General features: G+C 35.1%; 17 protein-coding genes and 1 tRNA gene. 11 read left to right on the top strand and 7 right to left on the bottom strand.

Going from position 1 to position 21479, the window contains the following annotated elements; all coding sequences use genetic code 11:
* Window positions 1-117: 117 nt before the first annotated feature.
* The 4 genes from surE to ACK4R1_RS03845 all read left to right on the top strand — a co-directional run bounded on the left by surE (window position 118) and on the right by ACK4R1_RS03845 (window position 4847).
* Window positions 118-888, top strand: coding sequence for a 5'/3'-nucleotidase SurE (gene surE, locus ACK4R1_RS03860; RefSeq protein ID WP_409683861.1), 771 nt, complete (start codon window positions 118-120; stop codon window positions 886-888).
* A 66-nt stretch (window positions 889-954) separates the two neighbouring features.
* Window positions 955-2067, top strand: coding sequence for a lipid-A-disaccharide synthase (gene lpxB, locus ACK4R1_RS03855; RefSeq protein ID WP_409683859.1), 1113 nt, complete (start codon window positions 955-957; stop codon window positions 2065-2067).
* Window positions 2068-2113: 46 nt separating this feature from the next.
* Window positions 2114-2779 carry a C40 family peptidase gene (locus tag ACK4R1_RS03850; RefSeq protein WP_409683857.1) on the top strand — a complete coding sequence of 222 codons (666 nt, stop codon included), beginning with the start codon at window positions 2114-2116 and terminating at the stop codon, window positions 2777-2779.
* 40 nt (window positions 2780-2819) lie between these two features.
* Window positions 2820-4847 carry a ComEC/Rec2 family competence protein gene (locus ACK4R1_RS03845; protein WP_409683855.1) on the top strand — a complete coding sequence of 676 codons (2028 nt, stop codon included), beginning with the start codon at window positions 2820-2822 and terminating at the stop codon, window positions 4845-4847.
* Window positions 4848-4857: 10 nt separating this feature from the next.
* Here ACK4R1_RS03845 and ACK4R1_RS03840 read toward each other — a convergent pair whose 3' ends face one another.
* The 6 genes from ACK4R1_RS03840 to ACK4R1_RS03815 all read right to left on the bottom strand — a co-directional run bounded on the left by ACK4R1_RS03840 (window position 4858) and on the right by ACK4R1_RS03815 (window position 12927).
* On the bottom strand, window positions 4858-5325 hold the full coding sequence (locus tag ACK4R1_RS03840; RefSeq protein ID WP_409683854.1) for a thioredoxin family protein: 468 nt from the start codon (window positions 5323-5325) through the stop codon (window positions 4858-4860).
* Window positions 5326-5379: 54 nt separating this feature from the next.
* Window positions 5380-6891: a peptide MFS transporter gene (locus tag ACK4R1_RS03835; RefSeq protein ID WP_409683852.1), complete on the bottom strand. Its 1512-nt coding sequence runs from the start codon at window positions 6889-6891 to the stop codon at window positions 5380-5382.
* 1 nt (window position 6892) lies between these two features.
* Window positions 6893-8551, bottom strand: coding sequence for a peptide MFS transporter (locus ACK4R1_RS03830; protein ID WP_409683850.1), 1659 nt, complete (start codon window positions 8549-8551; stop codon window positions 6893-6895).
* 77 nt (window positions 8552-8628) lie between these two features.
* Window positions 8629-10320 (bottom strand): peptide MFS transporter, encoded by a 1692-nt coding sequence (locus ACK4R1_RS03825; protein ID WP_409683848.1) that lies wholly within the window; start codon window positions 10318-10320, stop codon window positions 8629-8631.
* Window positions 10321-10348: 28 nt separating this feature from the next.
* Window positions 10349-12517, bottom strand: a complete 2169-nt coding sequence (locus ACK4R1_RS03820; RefSeq protein WP_409683846.1) for a S9 family peptidase — start codon at window positions 12515-12517, stop codon at window positions 10349-10351.
* A gap of 337 nt (window positions 12518-12854) precedes the next feature.
* A tRNA-Phe gene (locus ACK4R1_RS03815) sits at window positions 12855-12927 on the bottom strand.
* Between the two features lie 101 nt (window positions 12928-13028).
* Between ACK4R1_RS03815 and ACK4R1_RS03810 the strand changes: the two genes are divergently transcribed.
* The 7 genes from ACK4R1_RS03810 (at window position 13029) to ACK4R1_RS03780 (ending at window position 20510) form a co-directional block, all read left to right on the top strand.
* Complete coding sequence (locus ACK4R1_RS03810) at window positions 13029-13757, top strand: type III pantothenate kinase (RefSeq protein WP_409683844.1); 729 nt, start codon at window positions 13029-13031, stop codon at window positions 13755-13757.
* Window positions 13754-15013 carry a hypothetical protein gene (locus ACK4R1_RS03805; RefSeq protein ID WP_409683842.1) on the top strand — a complete coding sequence of 420 codons (1260 nt, stop codon included), beginning with the start codon at window positions 13754-13756 and terminating at the stop codon, window positions 15011-15013. Before ACK4R1_RS03810 ends, ACK4R1_RS03805 begins: the two co-directional genes overlap by 4 nt.
* A gap of 11 nt (window positions 15014-15024) precedes the next feature.
* Window positions 15025-16299: a tetratricopeptide repeat protein gene (locus ACK4R1_RS03800; protein ID WP_409683840.1), complete on the top strand. Its 1275-nt coding sequence runs from the start codon at window positions 15025-15027 to the stop codon at window positions 16297-16299.
* On the top strand, window positions 16299-16850 hold the full coding sequence (lptC, locus tag ACK4R1_RS03795; RefSeq protein ID WP_409683838.1) for an LPS export ABC transporter periplasmic protein LptC: 552 nt from the start codon (window positions 16299-16301) through the stop codon (window positions 16848-16850). The genes ACK4R1_RS03800 and lptC overlap by 1 nt, the downstream gene beginning before the upstream one ends.
* Window positions 16851-16852: 2 nt before the next feature.
* On the top strand, window positions 16853-17044 hold the full coding sequence (locus ACK4R1_RS03790) for a hypothetical protein (protein ID WP_409683836.1): 192 nt from the start codon (window positions 16853-16855) through the stop codon (window positions 17042-17044).
* 3 nt (window positions 17045-17047) lie between these two features.
* Window positions 17048-18307 carry a hemolysin family protein gene (locus ACK4R1_RS03785; RefSeq protein WP_409683835.1) on the top strand — a complete coding sequence of 420 codons (1260 nt, stop codon included), beginning with the start codon at window positions 17048-17050 and terminating at the stop codon, window positions 18305-18307.
* Window positions 18308-18416: 109 nt separating this feature from the next.
* Window positions 18417-20510, top strand: a complete 2094-nt coding sequence (locus ACK4R1_RS03780) for a peptidylprolyl isomerase (protein WP_409683833.1) — start codon at window positions 18417-18419, stop codon at window positions 20508-20510.
* A 53-nt stretch (window positions 20511-20563) separates the two neighbouring features.
* Here the strand turns inward: ACK4R1_RS03780 and ACK4R1_RS03775 are convergent, their stop codons facing one another.
* Window positions 20564-21478, bottom strand: a complete 915-nt coding sequence (locus ACK4R1_RS03775; RefSeq protein ID WP_409683831.1) for a GYDIA family GHMP kinase — start codon at window positions 21476-21478, stop codon at window positions 20564-20566.
* Window position 21479: the final 1 nt, after the last annotated feature.

Below are 21479 nucleotides of genomic sequence, written 5' to 3'. Positions count from 1 at the left end.
GAATGGCAATTGCCTCAAAGTTATAAAAATTTGTATCGCTGTAAAGCCTTAAAATGGTTAATTTTGCCTTAATAACAGCACAATCAAAAACTGTACTACAAACCATAAATTCAAAACATGATTACCAAACCTACTATCCTAGTGACTAATGACGACGGTATCAATGCGCCGGGCATTCGTGCTTTGATTGCTGTTATGGCTGAAATTGGAGACGTAATTGTTGTGGCTCCCGACAGTCCGCAAAGCGCCATGGGCCATGCCATTACAATCAACAGCACTTTGTATTTGAATAAAATTTCTGCTGATAATGCAACAATTATGGAATATGCCTGCTCTGGAACTCCGGTCGATTGTGTAAAATTGGCAGTCAATGAAATTTTGAAAAAGAAACCTGACTTATGTGTGTCAGGCGTTAATCACGGCTCTAACTCTTCTATCAATGTAATTTATTCGGGAACCATGAGTGCGGCAGTTGAAGCAGGTATTGAAGGTATACCGGCGATAGGATTTTCATTATTGGATTACGATTGGAATGCCGATTTTGAAACCATAAAACCTTTTATCAAGAAAATTGCTTTGGAAGTTTTGACCAAAAAATTACCGGAAGGCACAGTTTTGAATGTGAACTTTCCAAAATTGAAATACGACGATATCAAAGGCATCAAAATTTGTCGCCAAGCGAAAGCTTATTGGATGGAGAAATTTGACAAAAGACAAACACCTTACGGCAAGGATTACTATTGGCTTACCGGAGAATTTATCAATCAAGACAAAGGGGAAGATACGGATGAATGGGCTTTATCCAAAGGCTACATATCGGTGGTTCCCGTACAATTTGATTTGACCGCACATCATGCTATTCAACAATTAAATTCTTGGGATTTATAAAATATTTCGAATGACACGAGCTTAGCGACTGCATTTTTTTACCCATAGAAAATAAACACGCAAAAAATGAAATATTACATCATTGCCGGCGAAGCTTCTGGCGATTTACATGGTTCCAACTTAATGAAAGCGCTTTATAAAGAAGACGCCTCGGCTGAAATTCGATTTTGGGGCGGCGATTTGATGCAAAGCGTTGGCGGCACTTTAGTAAAACATTACCGTGAATTAGCGTTTATGGGATTTGCCGAAGTAGTGATGAATTTAAAAACCATTCTAAACAATATCAAATTTTGTAAATCAGATATCAAAAAATTCAATCCCGATGTGATTATTTTTATCGACTATCCTGGCTTTAATATGAGAATTGCCAAATGGGCAAAAGAACACGGTATCAAAACGCATTACTACATTGCGCCACAGATTTGGGCTTGGAAAGAAAACCGTATTAAAGCAGTTAAAAGAGATTTTGATAGACTGTTTGTGATTCTGCCGTTTGAAAAAGATTTCTTCGAAGTCAAGCATCATTTCAAGGTTGATTTTGTAGGTCATCCGTTAATTGACGCTATTCACAATCGACAGAAACCCGATGAAGCTACTTTCAGAAAAGAAAATAACCTCGATGACAAACCGATAATCGCTATTCTACCTGGAAGTCGGAAGCAAGAAATTTCAAAAATGCTGAGTGTTATGCTCAGTATAGTAGATGATTTTAGCGAATACCAATTTGTGATTGCCGGAGCACCAAGTCAGGAGTATCATTTTTACGAGCAATTTTTAACTATTAAAAACGTTAAATTTATTTCGAATAAAACTTATGATTTATTGAGTGTGGCCAAAGCAGCATTAGTAACCTCCGGAACAGCAACTTTAGAAACAGCTTTGTTTAAAGTTCCTGAAGTAGTTTGTTATAAAGGCGGTTTTATTTCTTACCAAATTGCTAAGAGAATCATTACTTTGAAATATATTTCGTTGGTCAATTTAATCATGGATGAAGAAGTTGTTACCGAGTTAATTCAAGACAAATTCAATTCAAAAACCCTTAAAAAAGAACTTTCTAAGTTACTTGATGAAACACATAGAAAATCACTTTTAGAAAAATACAATCAACTGGAAAACAAGCTAGGAGGTCTTGGTGCTAGTGAAAAAACTGCTAAATTTATCATAAATGATCTAAAGTAGTTTTGATTCCAAACTCTAATTTTTATTTTTGTAAAAATACTTTTTATTGAAAAACTTCGCTTACATATCGCTTATTTTATTACTGTTTACTGCCTGTAAGCCTACATCAAACATCGTTACTTCAAAAGATGTTGCCGTTAAAAAAGGTTTGTATTCAGAACCGAAAAGCCTTTCTACTTCCGATATTAAGACTGCAGAAATAAAAAAGAAAAACCAAAATAAAGACTTAGCTCAAAAACAAACTGCACCGTCAAAAACTATTAAAAAAGCCACTGGAGTTAATTTTAAAAACGACGACGATATTGTTATTGAAAATGAAGAAGCAAGCTATTTGATTAAACAAATTATCAATAGTGCTTCAGACAATTTAGGCATTAATTATCGTCCCGGCGGTACAACAAAATCGGGTTTTGATTGTTCCGGTTTGGTTTATTCTACTTTCAAAAAATTTGACATTACTTTACCGCGTTCGTCACATGAAATGGCAACTGTTGGCACTAAAGTTGACTTATCAAATGCTAAAAAAGGTGACCTGATTTTCTTTATTAATCGAGGACAACGAAGAATTAATCATGTTGGTATGGTCGTTGAAGTCAACAATGATGAAGTTAAGTTTATTCACTCTTCTACCCAAAGTGGCGTTATCATTTCCTCAACTAAAGAACCTTATTACAATAGAACTTTCGTACAAATAAATCGAATTTTAATGTAATTTTCTTTCATAATATGAGATTATCATGTAATTTAGTTACATGAAAATCTTACAATTTCCGTTAGCTAGAATTACATTTTCCTTTATTCTGGGACTACTTTACTATCAAAAGCACCAGCCCGAGCCGTTTTGGGTTTTGATAAGTCTTTTAATTGGTATCTTATTTTTGCTTATTTTTCATTTTTGGACCAAAAAGAAACCGTTCTTTAAGTACATTTTTGGTGTTTCCACATTTCTGATTTCGTTTACTATTGGTCTTTCGACTTGTCTTTTTCATAAGGAAACACTAAGAAAAAATCATTATTTGAATCAAGTTGAAGACAATTCATTTCATGACATAAAACTTATTGTTCATGAAAAAATAAAAAGCACTACCAAAAATACTCGCTATGTTTCAACAATAATAGCCATTGACAATCATAAGAGTTTTGGGAAAATTATTCTCAATATCAGAAAGCCTAATCAAATTGACAACTTACCAATAGGAAGTGAATTAAGAGTTATTGGAAATATCTATAAAAACAAAAATCCGTTTAATCCCAATCAGTTTGACTATGGCAAATATTTGGAAAATCAGGAAATTTACGCGCAAGTGTATATCGAGGAAAAGCAAGCTAAGATTGGGAAAATCGAAGCTACAATTTGGTCAAGCTTCTCCAATTTTAGAACCAAAATTATTGAAAATCTAAAAGCGTCTCATTTTAAGCAAGAAGAACTCAACATTGTGATTGCCTTGCTACTTGGACAAAAACAAGATATTTCGCCCGAGGTTATAAAAGAATACCAAGTAGCCGGCGCCGTTCATATCTTATGCGTTTCCGGATTGCATGTTGGCTTCATCTTATTGTTTCTAACTTTCCTTTTAAAACCAATACCTAACAACAATAAAAACCATGTAATCAAACTCATAATTATTCTAATTTCTTTATGGAGTTATGGCATTTTGGCCGGATTAGCGCCTTCGGTAGTTCGTTCTGTTACGATGTTTTCATTTGTTGCCATTGGAAATCATTTCAAACGAACCGTAAATAACTTCCATACCTTATTAGTTTCCATGTTATTGATTCTGCTTTGGAAACCCTCTTTTTTGTTTGATATTGGGTTCCAGTTGAGCTATTTGGCATTGTTTTTTATTCTCTGGTTACAACCATTTCTCTCTGGTATTTGGGAGCCGAAACATAAAATATCTAAATATCTTTGGGATATCCTAACAGTTACTTTTGCGGCACAAATTGGCACCATGCCTTTGAGTCTATACTATTTCCACCAATTCCCCGGATTGTTTTTTGTAACCAATGTTATTGTATTGCCTATACTGGGAATCATTATGATTGTTGGCTTTATTGCTATTGTAATAGCTTGTTTTGGAAAAGTGCCGTTTGTTGTGGTAAAACCATTGGAATTCCTGATTGAATTGCAGAACAACCTTATTAAATGGATTGCATCTTTTGAAGATTTTGTTTTTAAAAACATTTCATTTACAACTGTAATGCTTTGGGTTTCCTATCTAATGATCATTGCAATTATCATTTGGCTTAAAAAACCAGATTTCAAAAGATCTGTAATAGCTTTATTGAATATCATAGCAATGCAAGTTGTATTCATTGATACTAAATTCAAAACAAATCACTCACAAGAACTAATTATATTTCACTCTAAAAAAACCACTATAATTACCGAAAGACAGTACGAATCAGTAATTGTTTACAGTAATGACAGTATATTAAATTCTTTAGATAACAACTTGTCTATTCAATCTTATTTAGTTGGTAATTTTTGTAATGTTACAGAAAAAAAGAACCTTCAAAATGTATTCTATTTCAAAAACAAAAAAATATTGTTGATCGACAGTTCAGCCGTATACTCTGAAAAAATTAAGCCTGATATTTTGATTATTTCCAATTCGCCAAAACTTAATTTTGAACGTTTACTTAGCGTTTACAAACCCAAAGTAATTGTGGTAGACGGTTCAAATTTTAAAAGTTATATAAGACTTTGGGAATCGACATGCAGAAAAGAAAAAATCCCTTTTCACTATACAAATGAAAAGGGATTCTATAAAATTTAATGCAAATGAATTATGCTTTTTTAGGAGTCAATATTTGTTTAGCACCTTCCAACCAAGGCGTAGGCCCACCGGCAACATAACCTGTACTTCCTAATTGTTCTAAATTGATTTTGCCATCTTTTTTAGTAGCATTTACAAACCAAACTGTTGGGTATCCTCTAACGCCTAACGCTTGTTGTAATTCCATGTTTTGCTTTTGGATTTCCGGTTGTTGTGGTGTTCTTCTTGGAAAATCCAACTCTACTAAAACTACATTGTCTTTCGCCCATTTAGCAAATTCGGGAGTTTTTAAAACTTCTTTTTGCAAGCGAATACACCAACCGCACCAGTCACTTCCGGTAAAAAACAACATCAACGGTTTTTTAGATTTTTTTGAAATTTCCATGGCTTTATTGATATCAGTTTGCCAGGTTAACTCTTGTGCTTGTATCGTTAATGACCCTAAAACAAGGAATAACGTAAGGATTGCTTTTTTCATGTGTTATTATTTTTTTTTACAAATATATACAAAAACAGTACCAAGAACTGTCGGTTATTTTACATCTTGCATTAATTTTTTAACTAATGGAGAAATTAAAATCAGCAATAAACCAGCAATTAAAGCATAGATTGCCAATTGTTCATAGCCATCAGCATAAACATTTAGTTTTTCTAAATTCGTGGCATTCTCGGAAGCTTCAGCAATGTTAGCGCCTAATAAACCGGCAAAGTACTGACCGTATGCGCTGGCCAAAAACCACATTCCCATAATTACCGCTTGTAGTTTTTGAGGTGATAATTTGGTCATTGCACTCATCCCGATTGGTGACAAACACAATTCTCCAAAAGTGATTACAAACCAACCGAAGGTGAAAAGACCTAATGAGGTTCTTCCACCAAAATCAGCAAAAAATTTGGTGTAATAAAACACCCAAAAACCTCCGGCAAGGAATAAGAACCCTAGACCAAATTTTACTACGGTATTAGGTTCAATTTTTCGTTTTGCCATCCATAACCAAACTAAACCAACTAAGGCTGCAAAAGCAATTACAAAAAAGGAGTTTGCAGAATTATTGACACCATTTGGACTTAATTCCAACCCTAATATTTCATTATTCAAGTTATTTGCAGCAAATAAACTCAACGAACCACCACTTTGCTCAAAAAATGCCCAAAAGAAAATAGAGAAAATAATAAATATTAATGCTGCCAAAAGTTTCTTGTTTTCAACTGATGAAAAATTCTTCATTTCATAAAATAAATACAAAATGGATGCTGGCCCGATAATCATCATAAAATAATCGGTATAGATTGTATTGGCAACCATTATGATTATTATGGGAACAATAGCTAACGAGCCTACAAAAGTCAATATTTCGTATAGTCTCTTTTTTGATTTCTCAATATTTAACAAAGGTGACAAACCAATATCACCAAGACTTTTTTGTGTTTGTGTAAACGTAAGTAAACTAATTATCATCACAATAGCTGCAAATCCGAAACCAACATTCCATCGAAGATTTTCCGGGACTATTGATTGCCACAATGAACCTTCAGCAACTGCAATACAAATGTAACCGCCTATCAAAGCGCCAAGATTCACTCCCATATAAAAAAACGAAAATCCTGCATCTCTCCTTGGATCACCATCTTTATACAACTGCCCAACCATTGAAGAAATGTTAGGCTTAAAAAAACCAGTTCCTACAATAGTAAAACCAATTCCGGTAAAAAAGAATTTTTGTGGATCTATTGCCAGAATTACACTTCCAACAATCATTAAAATACCACCCCAAAAAAGCGACTTTCTCAATCCTAAAATTTTATCAGCAAATAATCCACCAATAAATGTAAAGGCATAAACCCAGGCTTGGGTTGCACCGTATTGCAAATTGGCTACTTTTTCATTCATCCCAAGATGACCAACCATAAATACTACCAACATACCTCGCATTCCGTAAAAACAAAATCGTTCCCACATTTCGGAGAAGAATAAATACCATAGTTGCTTCGGATATTTTCCTTTAAAATCTTGAATTTGCGCTGCGGTCTGATTGGTTTCCATATTAGTTTATCCCTTTTTCTTGCATTACTTTATTCAATTTCTTCACTAAAGCAAACATCAGCAAAGTAGCAAACATCAGCAAACCGAAATTTACCCAGAAAAAGTCGGCTTTATCATCGTAAGTATCCCACATACTGGCCAAAACACCACTTAATTTGTTTCCGATAGAAGTGGATAAAAACCAACCGCCCATCATTAATGCAGTAATGTTTTTTGGGGACAATTTAGAAACTACTGACAATCCCATGGGACTTAAGAACAATTCTCCAATGGTGATTACTCCATAATTAGCCACCAACCACCAAACAGAAACTTTCTCGCTTCCGTTGTTGCCGATATGAACTGCTGCCACCATGACTAAAACTGATAAAGCGGAAATTAATAATCCGAAAGCGATTTTAGTTGGTGTACTAGGTTCTTTTTTTCTGCTGCGCAAATAAGTAAAAAAAGCTACGATTAATGGGGTTAAAATAATGACCCATCCCGGATTGATAGACTGACTTAAATTGGTTGCCCAAATACTGATTTTATTTCCTTCTTCGGGTTTCTTTTCTTCTTTTACGTTTCTGAAATAGATTGGATAATCAACAACCTTTTTTACTTCGCCATTTTCTTTTTGCAGACGGAATCCGGCGTCATATAATTCTGTTGAATCTTTCTTGTATTCGACTTCTTTCGACAATTTGAGGCCATTGAAAACTGTTTGTGTTGTTCCGGTTATTTCTCTGTCCGTATAACGATCTGCCCAAGTATTTAGCGCTGAACCGTTCAATTTGAATACTGCCCAAAACAAGATTACTACGGCAAAAATGGCCAACAAAGCCCCGATAGGTCTTTTGTCTTCGGCTTTGGCTTTGAAATATAAACTTCCGTAAAAGAATATCACCGGAATACAAGCGAAGATAAACGCATCAGTACTATCCGAACCAAAAATATAACTGTTAGGATTGGCATCAGAAGTTACTCCTTTTAAAAACCAACCGATTACTCCGAAAATAACCGATGGTACTAAAATAAAAAGTACAATTTTATAGAATGGCATATCGCCTTCTTGGATTCCTTTTTTTTCTGTTTTATCACCGTAATGTTTAGTTCCCATTAAGAAAACAACAACACCAATAAGCATTCCGACACCGGCAGCCATAAAAGCGTATTGCCAACCTAATAAGATTTGTAAAGCAGCGCCAAAGAAATTACAGATAAAAGCTCCGACATTGATTCCCATATAGAAAATATTATAGCCTTCGTCCTTCTTGTCCTTGTATTGCTCATCGTTGTAGAAGTTTCCTAAGAGTGTGGAAATATTGGGCTTAAAGAATCCGTTACCCAAAATAACCAAAGTCATGGCTATGTAAAGCATTGTAATATCATGAATTCCCATCAACATATAACCGGTACCCATCATTAATCCGCCAATGACAATTGATTTTTTGTATCCAAAATACCTATCGGCTACCAATCCGCCTATGAATGGTGTTAAGAACACTAAAGCGATGAAAGTACCATACAAATCGGACGCTTCTTTCTCGGTCATGGCAAATCCGGCCTCGACATCTTTGAGATAAAGCGTAAAAATTCCAATCATTAAATAGTACCCGAATCGTTCCCACATTTCGGATAAAAACAAATAAGGCAATGCTTTAGGATGACTTTTCCACATAATTTTTGATTTAAAAAAACAAACCTACAAGGATTTCTTGTAGGTTTGAAAGATATAAAAATATTTTTAATTGGTGATTATCTCACACCGTGCATCATTTTTTTGATTACTGGTGTCAATAAAAACAAGATGATTGAAGCAATTCCACAAAGCACTACAAACACCATAAAGAATTCATATAAACTTGTAATTTCAAATCCTGCAAATGAAGGATAATGGTCTGTAATTTGGTTGTCTGCCAACAATTTAGTTTGCTCTGCTGTTGGCACAACAGACTTGTCTAAAACACCTTGTAAATCAATTCCTAACTCAGACGCTTTTTTAAATTTGTCTCCTGTTGCCGGAAGAATTGAGCCTAAAGTTCCGGACAAAGCATATCCAGCAGCACTAGAAATAAAGAATACACCATACGCTAAAGAAGCAAAACGCTTTGGAGCTAATTTACCAACCAAAGACAATCCGATTGGAGACAAACACAACTCAGCAAACGTTTGAATCAAATACAATAGAATTAACCATTTGATGGCTAGCAAACCTGAGTTTCCTAAATCCTTTACATTATTGGCGATGATAAAATAACTAACTGCAATTAAAAGCAAACCTATTGATTGTTTAACTGTAGAAAGCGGCTCACTATTTCTTGCTCTCAACTTGTCCCAAAGCACACTGAATGGGAAAGCAAAGATTACCACAAATAAACCATTAAAAATTTGCACCATTGATGGTGGCATATTCCAACCAAAAATATTTCTGTCGGTTTGGTTGTCGGCAATAAATGTCAATGATGAACCTGCTTGTTCAAATGCAGCCCAAAAGAAAATAATAAAGAATGACATGATATAAATTACCCAAATACGCTGGGTTTCCACTTTTGTCAATGTACTATCTAACAATATTAAAGTAGCGAGTGAAACTCCACTAGCATAAATGAATGGGTAAATGTAAATTTTCACTACATTTTCTCCTTCTGTAAAATAGTTAAAAATAAAGAATACAACCGCAAAAACTGCCAATGCTGTAATTATAGATTTCATAGAGAAAACTGCTTTTTGCGATTCCCCTTCTTCGTAATCTCCTGCATCATGTCCTGACGGCTTTCCTCCAATTGGCTTGCCTTCCGGGGTAACTACATATTTATTTTTCAAGAAGAAGAAAATAGCCGTTCCAATAATCATCGCCATAGATGCTGCCAAAAATCCCCATTTAAAAGCATGTACATCTCTGATTCCGCCAGGATCTTTTACATCTCCAATTAGCGGACAAATAAACTGGCCCAAAAATGCTCCAATATTGATTCCCATATAGAAAATAGTAAAGGCTGTATCTAATTTTGATTTTTCTTGCTTTGGGTACAAACTTCCTACCATTGAGGAAATGTTTGGTTTGAAAAACCCATTACCAAAAACAATTACCCCTAAAGCTGTCCACATTAAAGTATTAGCTAAACCTAAATTGGTACTAAAAACGCTGGCACTGAAAAACAACATCAGTTGTCCAATCGCCATCATGGCACCTCCTAGCATGATACAATTTCTATTTCCGAAAAAACGATCAGAAATAAAGCCTCCTAACATTGGCGTCAAATAACAAAGTCCAAGAAATCCTCCATAAATAATAGAAGCTTCCTCTTCTTTCATCATCAATGAATTCACCATAAACAAGGTTAGAATCGCTCGCATTCCGTAGAAGTTGAATCTTTCCCACATCTCGGTTCCGAAAAGCACCCAAAGCCCTTTAGGATGTCCTGTTTTTACTGTAGTTTCACTCATAATATTGGTTTTAGTTTGTATTGGTTAGTTATAAATTCTCTTTGATAAAATTCGTCATTTTGTTGTACAATTGGATTCTGGTTTTGCCTCCGTAAATGCCATGGTTTTTGTCGGGATAAATCGCCCAATCAAATTGTTTGTTGGCTTGCACTAATGCTTCAATCATTTGCATGGTATTTTGAACGTGTACATTGTCATCGGCTGTTCCATGGATTAAAAGGAATTTACCTTTTAGTTTACTTACGTGATTAATGGGTGAATTGTCATCATAACCACTAGCATTTTCTTGTGGTGTTTGCATATACCTTTCCGTATAAATACTGTCATAGAATCTCCAATTGGTTACCGGAGCAACGGCTATTGCCATTTTGAAAACATCCGCGCCTTTGAAAAGACAATTACTGCTCATAAATCCGCCATAAGACCAGCCAAAGATACCGATTCTGGTTTTATCTACATAAGCATAATTTCCGATTACTTTTGCCGCATCGATTTGGTCTTCTACTTCAAATTTACCCAATTCTTTTTGCGTACATTTTTTGAAAGCTGCGCCTTTAAAACCGGTACCTCTTCCGTCAACACAAGCTACAATATAACCTTGTTGAGACAGCATCATAAACCAATAATCATTAGCATTTAACCATTGATTAGCGACTTGTTGTGAACCCGGACCGGAATATTGGAACATAAAAACGGGATATTTTTTAGTAGCATCAAAATCTTTAGGTTTGATCATCCAAGCATTTAACTTGTGTCCTTTTTCGGTGGTTAATTCGAAGAATTCTTTGTTAGGTAAATCGTATTTTTTAAGTTTTTCGGCTAAAGCATTGTTGTCAACAATGGATTGAATTTGTTTTCCGTCTTTAGAACTGTTCAAGGTATAAGCCGTTGGCTGGGTCGCACTTGAATAGGTATTGATAAAATACTCAAAATTCGGACTAAAAGTTGCGGCATTCGTTCCGACTTGTTGCGATAATTTCACTTTATTTTTTCCGTCTAAACCAATTCGGTAAACATCTCTACCGATTGAACCGTTCTCTACCGATTGATAGAAAACCGATTTCGTTTTTTCGTCAAAACCATAATAAGCTGTCACTTCCCAATTGCCTTTGGTCACTTGGTTTTTCAACTTACCGGTTTTGTCATATAAATAAATGTGATTGTATCCGTCTTTTTCTGAGGTCCAAATAAAACTGTTATCTTTTAAGAAGGTTAAATTGTCGGTCACATCAACATAGGCTTTGTCTTTTTCGTTCAAAACCACTTTGGCTGTTCCGGTCGTTCCATCAATAAAAAGCAAGTCTAAATTATCTTGGTGGCGATTTAACACTTGGGCCGAAAGCACATTGGCATCATTGGTCCATTTCATTCGGGCGATGTAAAAATCATTGTAATTTCCTAAACTGATGTTTTTTGAAGCAGTCGAAGTCACATCATAAATATGTAAAGAAACCAAAGCATTTTTTTCTCCGGCCTTAGGATATTTGAAAGTTTCGACCGTTGGATATAAATCTTTTTTAAAAACATTCATGGAAAACTCGGGTACTGCGCTTTCATCAAATCGGATGTAAGCTAATTTTTTGCCATCGGCACTCCAATCATAAGCTCTAACGAAGGCGAACTCTTCTTCATAAACCCAATCGGTAATTCCGTTGATGACACTGTTTTTCTTTCCGTCTGAAGTCACCTGAGTAACATTTGCGGAAGCAATATCGTAAATAAAAAGGTTGTTTGTTTTGGCGAAACCTATTTTTGTACCGTCAGGAGAAAAAGTTGGTTCTTGCGCTTGTTCCAAGACTTTGGTTAATTTTTTAGTCTCTAAATTATAAAGAAAATAATCTGCAGTAAAAGAGTGACGGAAGATTGGATTGGTATTATTGGCAATCAACAATTGTTTTTCGTCTTTACTAAAAACATAGCTGTCAATCCCGTTGGCTAATGCTGTAAAGTTTTTAGTGTCAATTAAGGTATTTACTTTTTTTAGCGTAGCAAAATCATATAAATCGATTTGCATGGTTCTCGTGGTTCTGTCAAAATTCAGCACTGTATACTGGTTGGTGTTTTTCATGGCGATGAGTTCGTCCATGCCTTGTGCTCTGAATGCTCCTGTGTAAATTTCTTCTACACTTATTTTTTGTTGTGCCGATAGCGAAAAGCTCGTTAATAAGAACAGTACAACTGCTTGTTTTAATTTCATTGTAAGGATTGATTATAAAAGAGGTCAATTTTAGTGAAAAAATTAGAAACTACCTCATATTTTTATGTTAAATGCAGTTCAAGAAGTTTTTTTGACTTGCAGAATAACTGAAAACAAAAAACCCCGATAATTTCTTATCGAGGTTTTATCGTGGTATCTCCAGCCCCGAAGCTTCGGGGGAAACAGAGACACATGGATTTCTAAACACAAAAAACCCCGATAATTTCTTATCGAGGTTTTATCGTGGTATCTCCAGCCCCGAAGCTTCGGGGGAAACAGAGACACATGGATTTCTAAACACAAAAAACCCCGATAATTTCTTATCGAGGTTTTGTTGTGGTATCTCCAGGAATCGAACCAGGGACACATGGATTTTCAGTCCATTGCTCTACCAACTGAGCTAAGATACCTTGCTTTGTTGCGGGTGCAAATATAGAACGATTTTTAATTTATCCAAAACAAATAATAAAAAAAATCTATTCGTAACTTAGCCTCATTAAAAAATACTCGTATGCTATTAGCCATAGATGTTGGAAATACCCGAATCAAAGCTGCTGTATTTGAAGACAATACTCTTTTAGAAGCGATTGCTTTCTATAAAAAAGAATTGATAGAAAAAATTGAATTTATTTTAGAAAAACATTCAGAAATTAAGTCAATTGTCATCGCTTCGGTTGGAAATATAGACAAATCTGTCTTTCTTACTTTTGAAAAAAAGGTTTCCATTTACTTTATTTCTCATGAAAGTCAGTTTCCGTTTGATAACTTATATACTACGCCAAAAACCCTTGGTATCGACCGATTGATCTTAGCCACCGGTGCCACTTTACAATTTCCCAATCAGAATCGTTTAATTATTGATGTAGGCACTTGCATTACTTATGATTTTGTAGATGAATACAATCAATACTTGGGTGGTGCTATTTCTCCGGGTATTCGTTTGCGGTATGAATCATTACATCAATTCACAGCAAAATTGCCTCTATTAACCAAAACTTACCCTGAATATGTCATCGGAAATTCCACCGAAGAATCCATACACTCAGGGATAGTCAATGGTATAACACTTGAAATTGATGGTTTTATCAATCAATATAGAGCCCAATACGCTAAATTTATCATAATTTTAACGGGTGGCGATGCAGAATTTTTGGCTAAACGATTAAAAAATACCATATTTGCCAATTCAAATTTTCTACTGGAAAGTTTGAACCAAACTTTTCAATACAATCAAAAATGATTAAAAAAATTATAGTAAGCCTTTGTTTACTTGTTTCATTGTCTGCCTTAGCCCAAGAAGGAACTTCATCACCGTACTCTTTTTACGGAATTGGCGATATCAAATTTAAAGGAACCGTTGATACCCGTTCCATGGGTGGTGTTTCTGTTTTCCCGGACAGTATTCATTTAAATCTTCAAAATCCGGCACAATTTGCCAGTCTTAAACTAACTGTTTTTGGCATTGGAGGAACTCACGCCAATACCAAGTCAAAAACAGAAACCCAAGAAGCAAAAGCACGAAGAACCGCTTTTGATTACTTGGCGATTGGAATACCGGTCGGAAAATTAGGCTTTGGATTTGGTTTGATTCCTTATTCTTCTGTTGGATACAAAATCGAAACTTTATCAAATGATGCAAGTCCTCTTTATTCAAGATATAACGGAATTGGTGGTGTAAATAAAGTGTTTTTAGGTGCCGGTTATAAATTAACCAAAAAAATCAACATCGGTGCCGATATCCAATACAATTTTGGCACTATAGAAACCGAGAATTTACGTTATCAGACAGGAGCAAATTTTATTCAATATGGAACAAGAGAAACAAACATTTCAGGCATAAAAGGATTCAATGTGAATTTTGGTGCTACCTACCAAACAAAATTAAACGCAAAACAAACTTTTTTCAGTAGCCTAACCTACACACCGGAGTCTGAACTAAATCTCAACAATTCCAGAAGTATAGATTTAATACAATTTTCAAGTGGCGACAGAATAATACCTATAGAAACTCTTGAAGTTCCTGTCGATGACACTACTATCAAATTACCTTCAAAATTAGCATTCGGCTCTGGTTTCGGAGAAGTAAAAAAATGGTTGATTGGTGGAGAAGTAACTTTTTTAAACACCAGTGTAACTTCAAATCGATTTACAGATATTGAAGGCGCTTCTTTCGAAAACGCTACCAGATATAGCTTAGGTGGCTATTTTATTCCTAACTTTAACTCCTATTCAAGTTATTTCAAAAGGATTACCTACCGTGCCGGATTGCGTTATGAAAATACCGGCTTGGTTATTCAAGGCAAATCCATTACTGATACTGCTGTAAATCTTGGTTTCGGACTTCCATTAGGCGGTACTTTTTCCAAAATCAACATCGGGTTGGAAATGGGCAAAAGAGGTACAACTTATTACAACTTGGTAGAAGAAAACTATTTTAATATCAGTGTTGGTTTATCGCTAAGCGACCGGTGGTTTGTGAAACGGAAAATTGACTAAAATTATTCATTATGAAAGCATTTTTTTCTCTGATTGCTATCTTGTTTATTACAATTAGCAATGCTCAAAAGTTTGACTGTTCATCCACAATAACAACCTACCAAGAATTTTTTAAGGTTAGGAACATTACGGATGCTTTTGACTCTTGGAGCCAAGTGAGAAAAAATTGTCCCAAACAAAGCGAAGTCGTTTATCAAGACGGTATCTTAATTCTTCAATATAAAATTGACAATGCTGCAAATGCAGAAGAAAAAGAAACTTTGGTGCGTGACTTGATGAAATTGTATGACCAATACAATAAAAACTTCCCTGAAACCACAACCGATTTCGAAGTCAGAAAAGCCATGGCTTTACATGATAATAAAATTGAAGCAACCAACGAGGTTTTAAGTTTACTCGACAGTGGTTTTTCCAAAGCCTCAAGCAATATCACCAATGCTAATGCCATTTACACTTACTTTAGTTTGTGCCATGAAAAATACAAAGCCGGCGACCCTAAGTTCAGTTCAGAATTTGTTTTGGACAAATACACTCTAGTTAACGCAATGCTTTCTAATTTACAAAATTCTAATTCAGATAAAGCCAATGATTACAAAACAGCGCAACGCGGTATTAACGCTTTGGCTAAAGACTTAGCAACCTGCGATAATTTGGCCATGTATTATGAAAAAAAATACGAACTAAACAAAGACAATAACGATTGGATTGTGAGTGCTTTAACAAACCTTGGCGATAAGTGCAGTGCTAAACCGATTTTCAATACCATGGCGCAAAACTTATATGCCGCAAAAGCTACTGCCAAATCAGCTCACTTTATGGCTGTAGCAACCTTAAAGCAAAAGAAATTCGATGAGTCTATACAGTTTTACCAAGAGTCAGCCGAACTGGAAACCAATCCGCTTGAAAAAGCAAAAATTTACTACACCTTAGGCACGGGTTTATTGTTTGGCGACAAAGCCAAATCCAAAGAAAGTCTAATCAAATCATTACAAGCCAATCCGTCAATGGGAAGAGCTTACTTGTTTTTAGCTGAACTTTACACCAATGGCGCAGAAGAATGCGGAAAGACAGATTTTGAAAAAAAGGCCATCCACTATTTAGCACTACAAACGGCAAAAAAAGCTATATTGTCAGAACCAAAAATGAAAGCTGCCGCGGATAAAATAGTAGAAAAACTAGCTTCAAAAGCGCCTACGCAAGCCGAAATCAACAAAGAAAAAATGAATGGCAAATCATTAACCATAGGATGTTGGATTAATGAAACCATCACTTTCCCGGCAAAATAATGAAACACACTATTAAAAATAGTATTCCAATTTTAGCAGTATTGTTTTGCTTACTGATTGTTTCTTGTGAAAGTAATTTCAGAGAGGTTCAAAAAATGAGCGTTTCCGAATTTACACCAAGTGGCGATGCTGATTCTATCAACTTAAAATATACTGATTCCGGCAGAATTACCGCCAATTTAATCAGTCCGAAAATGCTCGATTATGCAACAGTAGCCTTTCCTTATACCGAATTCCCTAAAGGCATGCATTTGACCTTATTCGATAAAAACGGAAGGCAAACCCTAATCGATGCCAATTATGCCGTTTCATATAAAACGACAAATATCATCGATTTACAAGGCGACGTAAAAATAGCTACCCAAAACGGCGAGTTATTAGAAACCGAACAATTGTATTACGACCAAAAAAACGAATGGTTTTTTACCGAAAAAAAGTTTAAATTTACTTCACTAAAAGGGGTTTCTTATGGTGAAGGAATCGATTTTAGTAAAGACTTTAAAAAAGTAAATTCCCAAAAAATATCCGGACAAGTCCAATCATCAGAATAACTATGAACTATTTAAGATTTACCCAATACGCTTATTTGCTTGCTGCAGTTCTTTTTGCCGTTGACGCTTTTATCAGTTGGCAAGACAATGAAAATTTCATTATCAGCGCCCTTTTTGCTGCAGTTTGTGTGTTTACCTTTTTCTTCAGAAGAAGATTTGCCCGAAAATTTGCTGAGCGCAATAAAAAACCATAATTCATGGAAATCGGAATCATCATCTTAAGTTTGATACTTTCCGCATTTTTTTCCGGGATGGAAATAGCCTTTGTTTCTTCGAATAAAATTTATCTTGAAATTGAAAAAAAACAAGATAATTTTATTTCTAAAATCCTTACCAAACTAACCGAAAAACCTTCAAAGTTTATTGCCAGCATGCTTGTAGGCAACAATATCGCTATGGTTATTTACGGATTTTTCATGGGCGACTTGTTGATGCGTTGGTTCATCACTTTAGGATATCAGTTCTCCGATTTAACCAATTTGTTATTACAAACCCTTATTTCGACTTTGATTGTTTTAATGACTTCAGAGTTTTTACCCAAAGTTTTTTTTCAAATTTACGCCAATAGTTTCCTGAAGTTTTTTGCCTTGCCGGCCTATTTCTTCTACTGGTTGTTTTACTACATTTCTTCCTTTATGATTTGGATTTCAGATTATGTTTTGAAGAAATTTTTTAAAACTGAAGGAGATCAAATTACGCTTTCCTTCAGCAAAATAGAATTGGGCAATTATATTTCGGAACAAATGAATGCTGTTCAAGACCATGAAACTGTAGATTCTGAAATACAAATTTTTCAAAATGCCCTAGAATTTTCCGGAGTAAAAGCTCGTGATGTGATGACACCAAGAACCGAATTAGTCGCTGTTGACTTATACAGTTCGGTCGTTGATTTAAGAGAACTTTTCATAGAAACAGGCTATTCAAAAATCTTAGTTTATATCAACACGTTGGATGATATCGTGGGGTATGTGCATTCCTTCGAACTTTTTAGAAAACCAAGAACCATCAAATCGGTAATGATTCCGGTAGAATTTGTCCCTGAAACCATTTTCATCAAAGACGTGCTGAATTTGCTTACGAAAAAACGAAAAAGCGTAGCCGTAGTTTTAGACGAATACGGCGGAACTTCGGGGATTATAACTATTGAAGACATCGTAGAAGAACTTTTTGGCGAAATTGAAGACGAACACGATTCAGACGAAGCTTTGGTTGAAGAGCAACTGGACCAAGTTACTTATATGTTTTCCACTAGGTTAGATGTAGAATACCTGAATGAAACATACAAATTAAACATACCCGAAAGTGATTCTTATGGCACTTTAGGCGGATTCATAGTAGATTTTTCCAAAGAAATTCCGCAAAAAGGAGACCAAATCACCATCGAAAACTTCCAATTTACCATTGAAGAAGCCACAAATAAGAAAATTGAATTGGTCAAAATGACACTATTCGATTAGTTTCTGTAAAAAAAATTGAAAAATAGTTGAAATTATAACTAAGTGAGTATTATTATTTCACAGATAATTGTATTTTCGCAAACTGAATTAAAAATTAACAAGATTAGAAATGGCAATTTTATCAAAAATTAGAAATCGCTCAGGGTTACTATTAATACTTATAGGTTTTGCATTATTGGCTTTTGTCGTGCAGGATTTATTCAGCAATGGATTCAAAAGCATCTCTAAAGACGTGGGAAGCATTAATGGAAAAGATATTGCTTACGAAGACTTTAGAACCAAGGTAGCAAACGTTGAAAAAAACGGACAAAATGGCCAACAAATGACTACTCTGCAAGCTTCAAACCAAGTTTGGAACCAAGAAGTAAGCATTGCTTTACTTACGGCTGAATTTGAAAAGTTAGGTTTGCGCGTGGGTGAAAAACACATCGTTGAAGTATTCAAAGCCGATCCTAACATTGGACAAAACCCAATGTTTTTAGATGCTACCGGAAAATTTGACGTGAAAAAATTCAAAGATTACTTCAAATCTAATCCTGAAGGAATTCAAATCTTGAAACAAAGAGAAGAAGATGCTGAATTAAATGCCAAATACCAAATTTACAATTCGTTGGTTAAAGGTGGTTTATACACTACTGAAGCTGAAGGTAAATTCAAATATGAAGCTGAAATGAACAAAGTGACTTTTGATTTTGTTGCCGTTCCTTTCTCAAGTATTAAAGATAGTGACGTTAAAATTACTGACGAAGAGATTTTAGCTTACATGAAAACCAAAGAGAAAAAATTCAAATCAGAAGAAACTCGTGAATTGGATTATGTTCTTATCCAAGAAAAACCATCTGCTGAAGACGAAGCAGAAGTTAAAAACAAAATCAATTCATTATTGACCAGTCGTATTGAATTCAAAAACGGCAAAAACGATACAATTCCTAGTTTCCAATCGGCTAAAAACGTGGCTGACTTTGTAAACCAAAATTCTGATATTCCTTTTGACTCAACTTATATCGCCAAACAAGATTTACCGGCAGAACACGCTGATAAATTATTTGCATTGGCAACAGGTGAAGTTTACGGACCTTATATGTTTAGCAACTACTATTGTATTTCTAAAGCTTTAGGAAGAAAAGCTGGTGCTAAATCAAAAGCAAGTCACATCTTAATCAGTTGGGAAGGTACTCAAGTACCTAACAAAAAAGAAAAAAGAACCAAAGAAGAGGCCAAAGCCAAAGCAGAAGGTTTATTGGCACAAGCACAAGCCAATCCATCGATGTTCATGATTTTAGCAATGTCTAATTCTGATGATTCATCCGCACAACAAGGTGGTGATTTGGGTTATTTCGGTCCAGGCCAAATGGTAAAACCATTTAATGATTTCGTGTTCAATAATCCGGTTGGAAAAATTGGTTTAGTAGAAACTGAATTCGGTTACCACATTATCAACGTTACCGATAAACAAGATGCTATCAGATTAGCTACTATTGCAGAAAAAATTGAGCCATCTGAAGCTACTAATGACAAAATTTACACACAAGCTACTAAGTTTGAAATGGATGCTGCCAATAAAGATTTTGCTACTCTAGCCAAAGAAGCAAAATTAACGGTTAATCCATCTGTAAGAGTAAAACCAATCGATGATAACTTTGGTCAAATCAGTAACCAAAGACAGATTGTGAAATGGGCTTTTGCACGTGACACTAACATTAATGATGTTAAACGTTTTGAAATAACAAATGTTGGTCACGTAATTGCCAAATTGAAAAAAGTAACTGAAAAAGGCTTAATGTCTGTTGAAGAAGCCAGACCACAAGTGGAAGGTCTTTTGAAAAACAAAAAGAAAGCTGAAATGATCAAAGCAAAAATGACCGGAAGTTCATTGGCTGCTATCGCTGCTTCAAATAAAGTAACGGTGATGACTGCCGTTGATTTAACCCTTGAAAATGCGGCCGTTCCGGGTGCCGGATTTGAACCAAAAGTAGTAGGAACCGCTTTCTCTTCAAAAGCAGGCCAGATTTCAAAAACTATCGATGGTAATTCAGGTGTTTATGTTTTGGTAACTAAAACTGTTGCTAAAGCGCCAGCACTTCCAAAATATACCGACTATGTGAATAAGTTAAAACCACAAGTTGTTGGAAATGCCGGAAGATTTATGCAAGCGTTGAAAAATGATGCAGACATCCAAGACAACAGAGCTGATTTTTACTAGTAGTAAATTACAACCATAAAAAAACCCTGAAGCTTAAACTTCAGGGTTTTTTATTATAATATCATTTCATCGTAAGGAATGACAATCTCAAAACCTCTTTCTTTAAAATACTCGGTTGGATCTTCTTTTGAAATACTCATCACAAAATCGCCGCCCCAAGCACCAAGACTTTTGACTACGCCATTGAAGTCGTTAAAGAGCGCTTCTTTTACGGTTGCCAATTCTAAAATATTACTCAACTCAATTTCATGTTGTGCCAAAGCCAAAGCGAATGTTTTGGGTTCAATTGCAGCAACAACCGACCTGGTAATTTCATTAATCACCGGAATCGTTTTTCGAATATCAACTTGGTTGCTGTAATAAGACGCAATCGCATTTTTGCTGTTTTGCTTTTTATTCAAATAGACAAAGAAAATTTTATCCGTAAAATCAGGATTGAAATCTACAATTTCCACGACCGGTTTATCATCGACAATTTGGTATAAAATTCCGGAATCATTTTGAGCGCAGGCGATATCGTAACCGCTACCGCCAAAACTTCTTTTCAGCAGCTCAAAAGCATCAATTTGTAACCACTGAGCAATATTATTGATTAAGGTTGAAGACGTCCCTAAACCCCATAATTTGGGAAAAGTAAGTTCGGTAGTAATTTTATAACCTTTTGATGCTGTAATGAATTCTGAATTCATCAAATAGGCTTCGTGCAAAATTTCAATTAAAGTATTTTTAACACTTTTGGCATCGTCATGGCGTTCCTTTCTAACAATTGATGAAAATGGAATATAGTCTTCAAACCAAATGCTTTTATCGCTGTCATAACTCGTCCATTCGATGATGTTATTGTCAGCTTCTTCAATGATTAAATTTTGACCGTATTTCGTAGGTAACGCAAAAGCTTTGGCACCATCAAGTACTACATATTCTCCTGTGATGAGTAATTTCCCGTTGCTGTAAAAGGTTTTTTTCAAG

Source organism: Flavobacterium sp., assembly GCF_046293665.1.
In the GTDB taxonomy this organism is placed as follows: Bacteria; Bacteroidota; Bacteroidia; order Flavobacteriales; family Flavobacteriaceae; genus Flavobacterium.
Note: the sequence above shows the minus strand (reverse complement) of the source record. Positions and strands in the feature narration are given on the sequence as shown.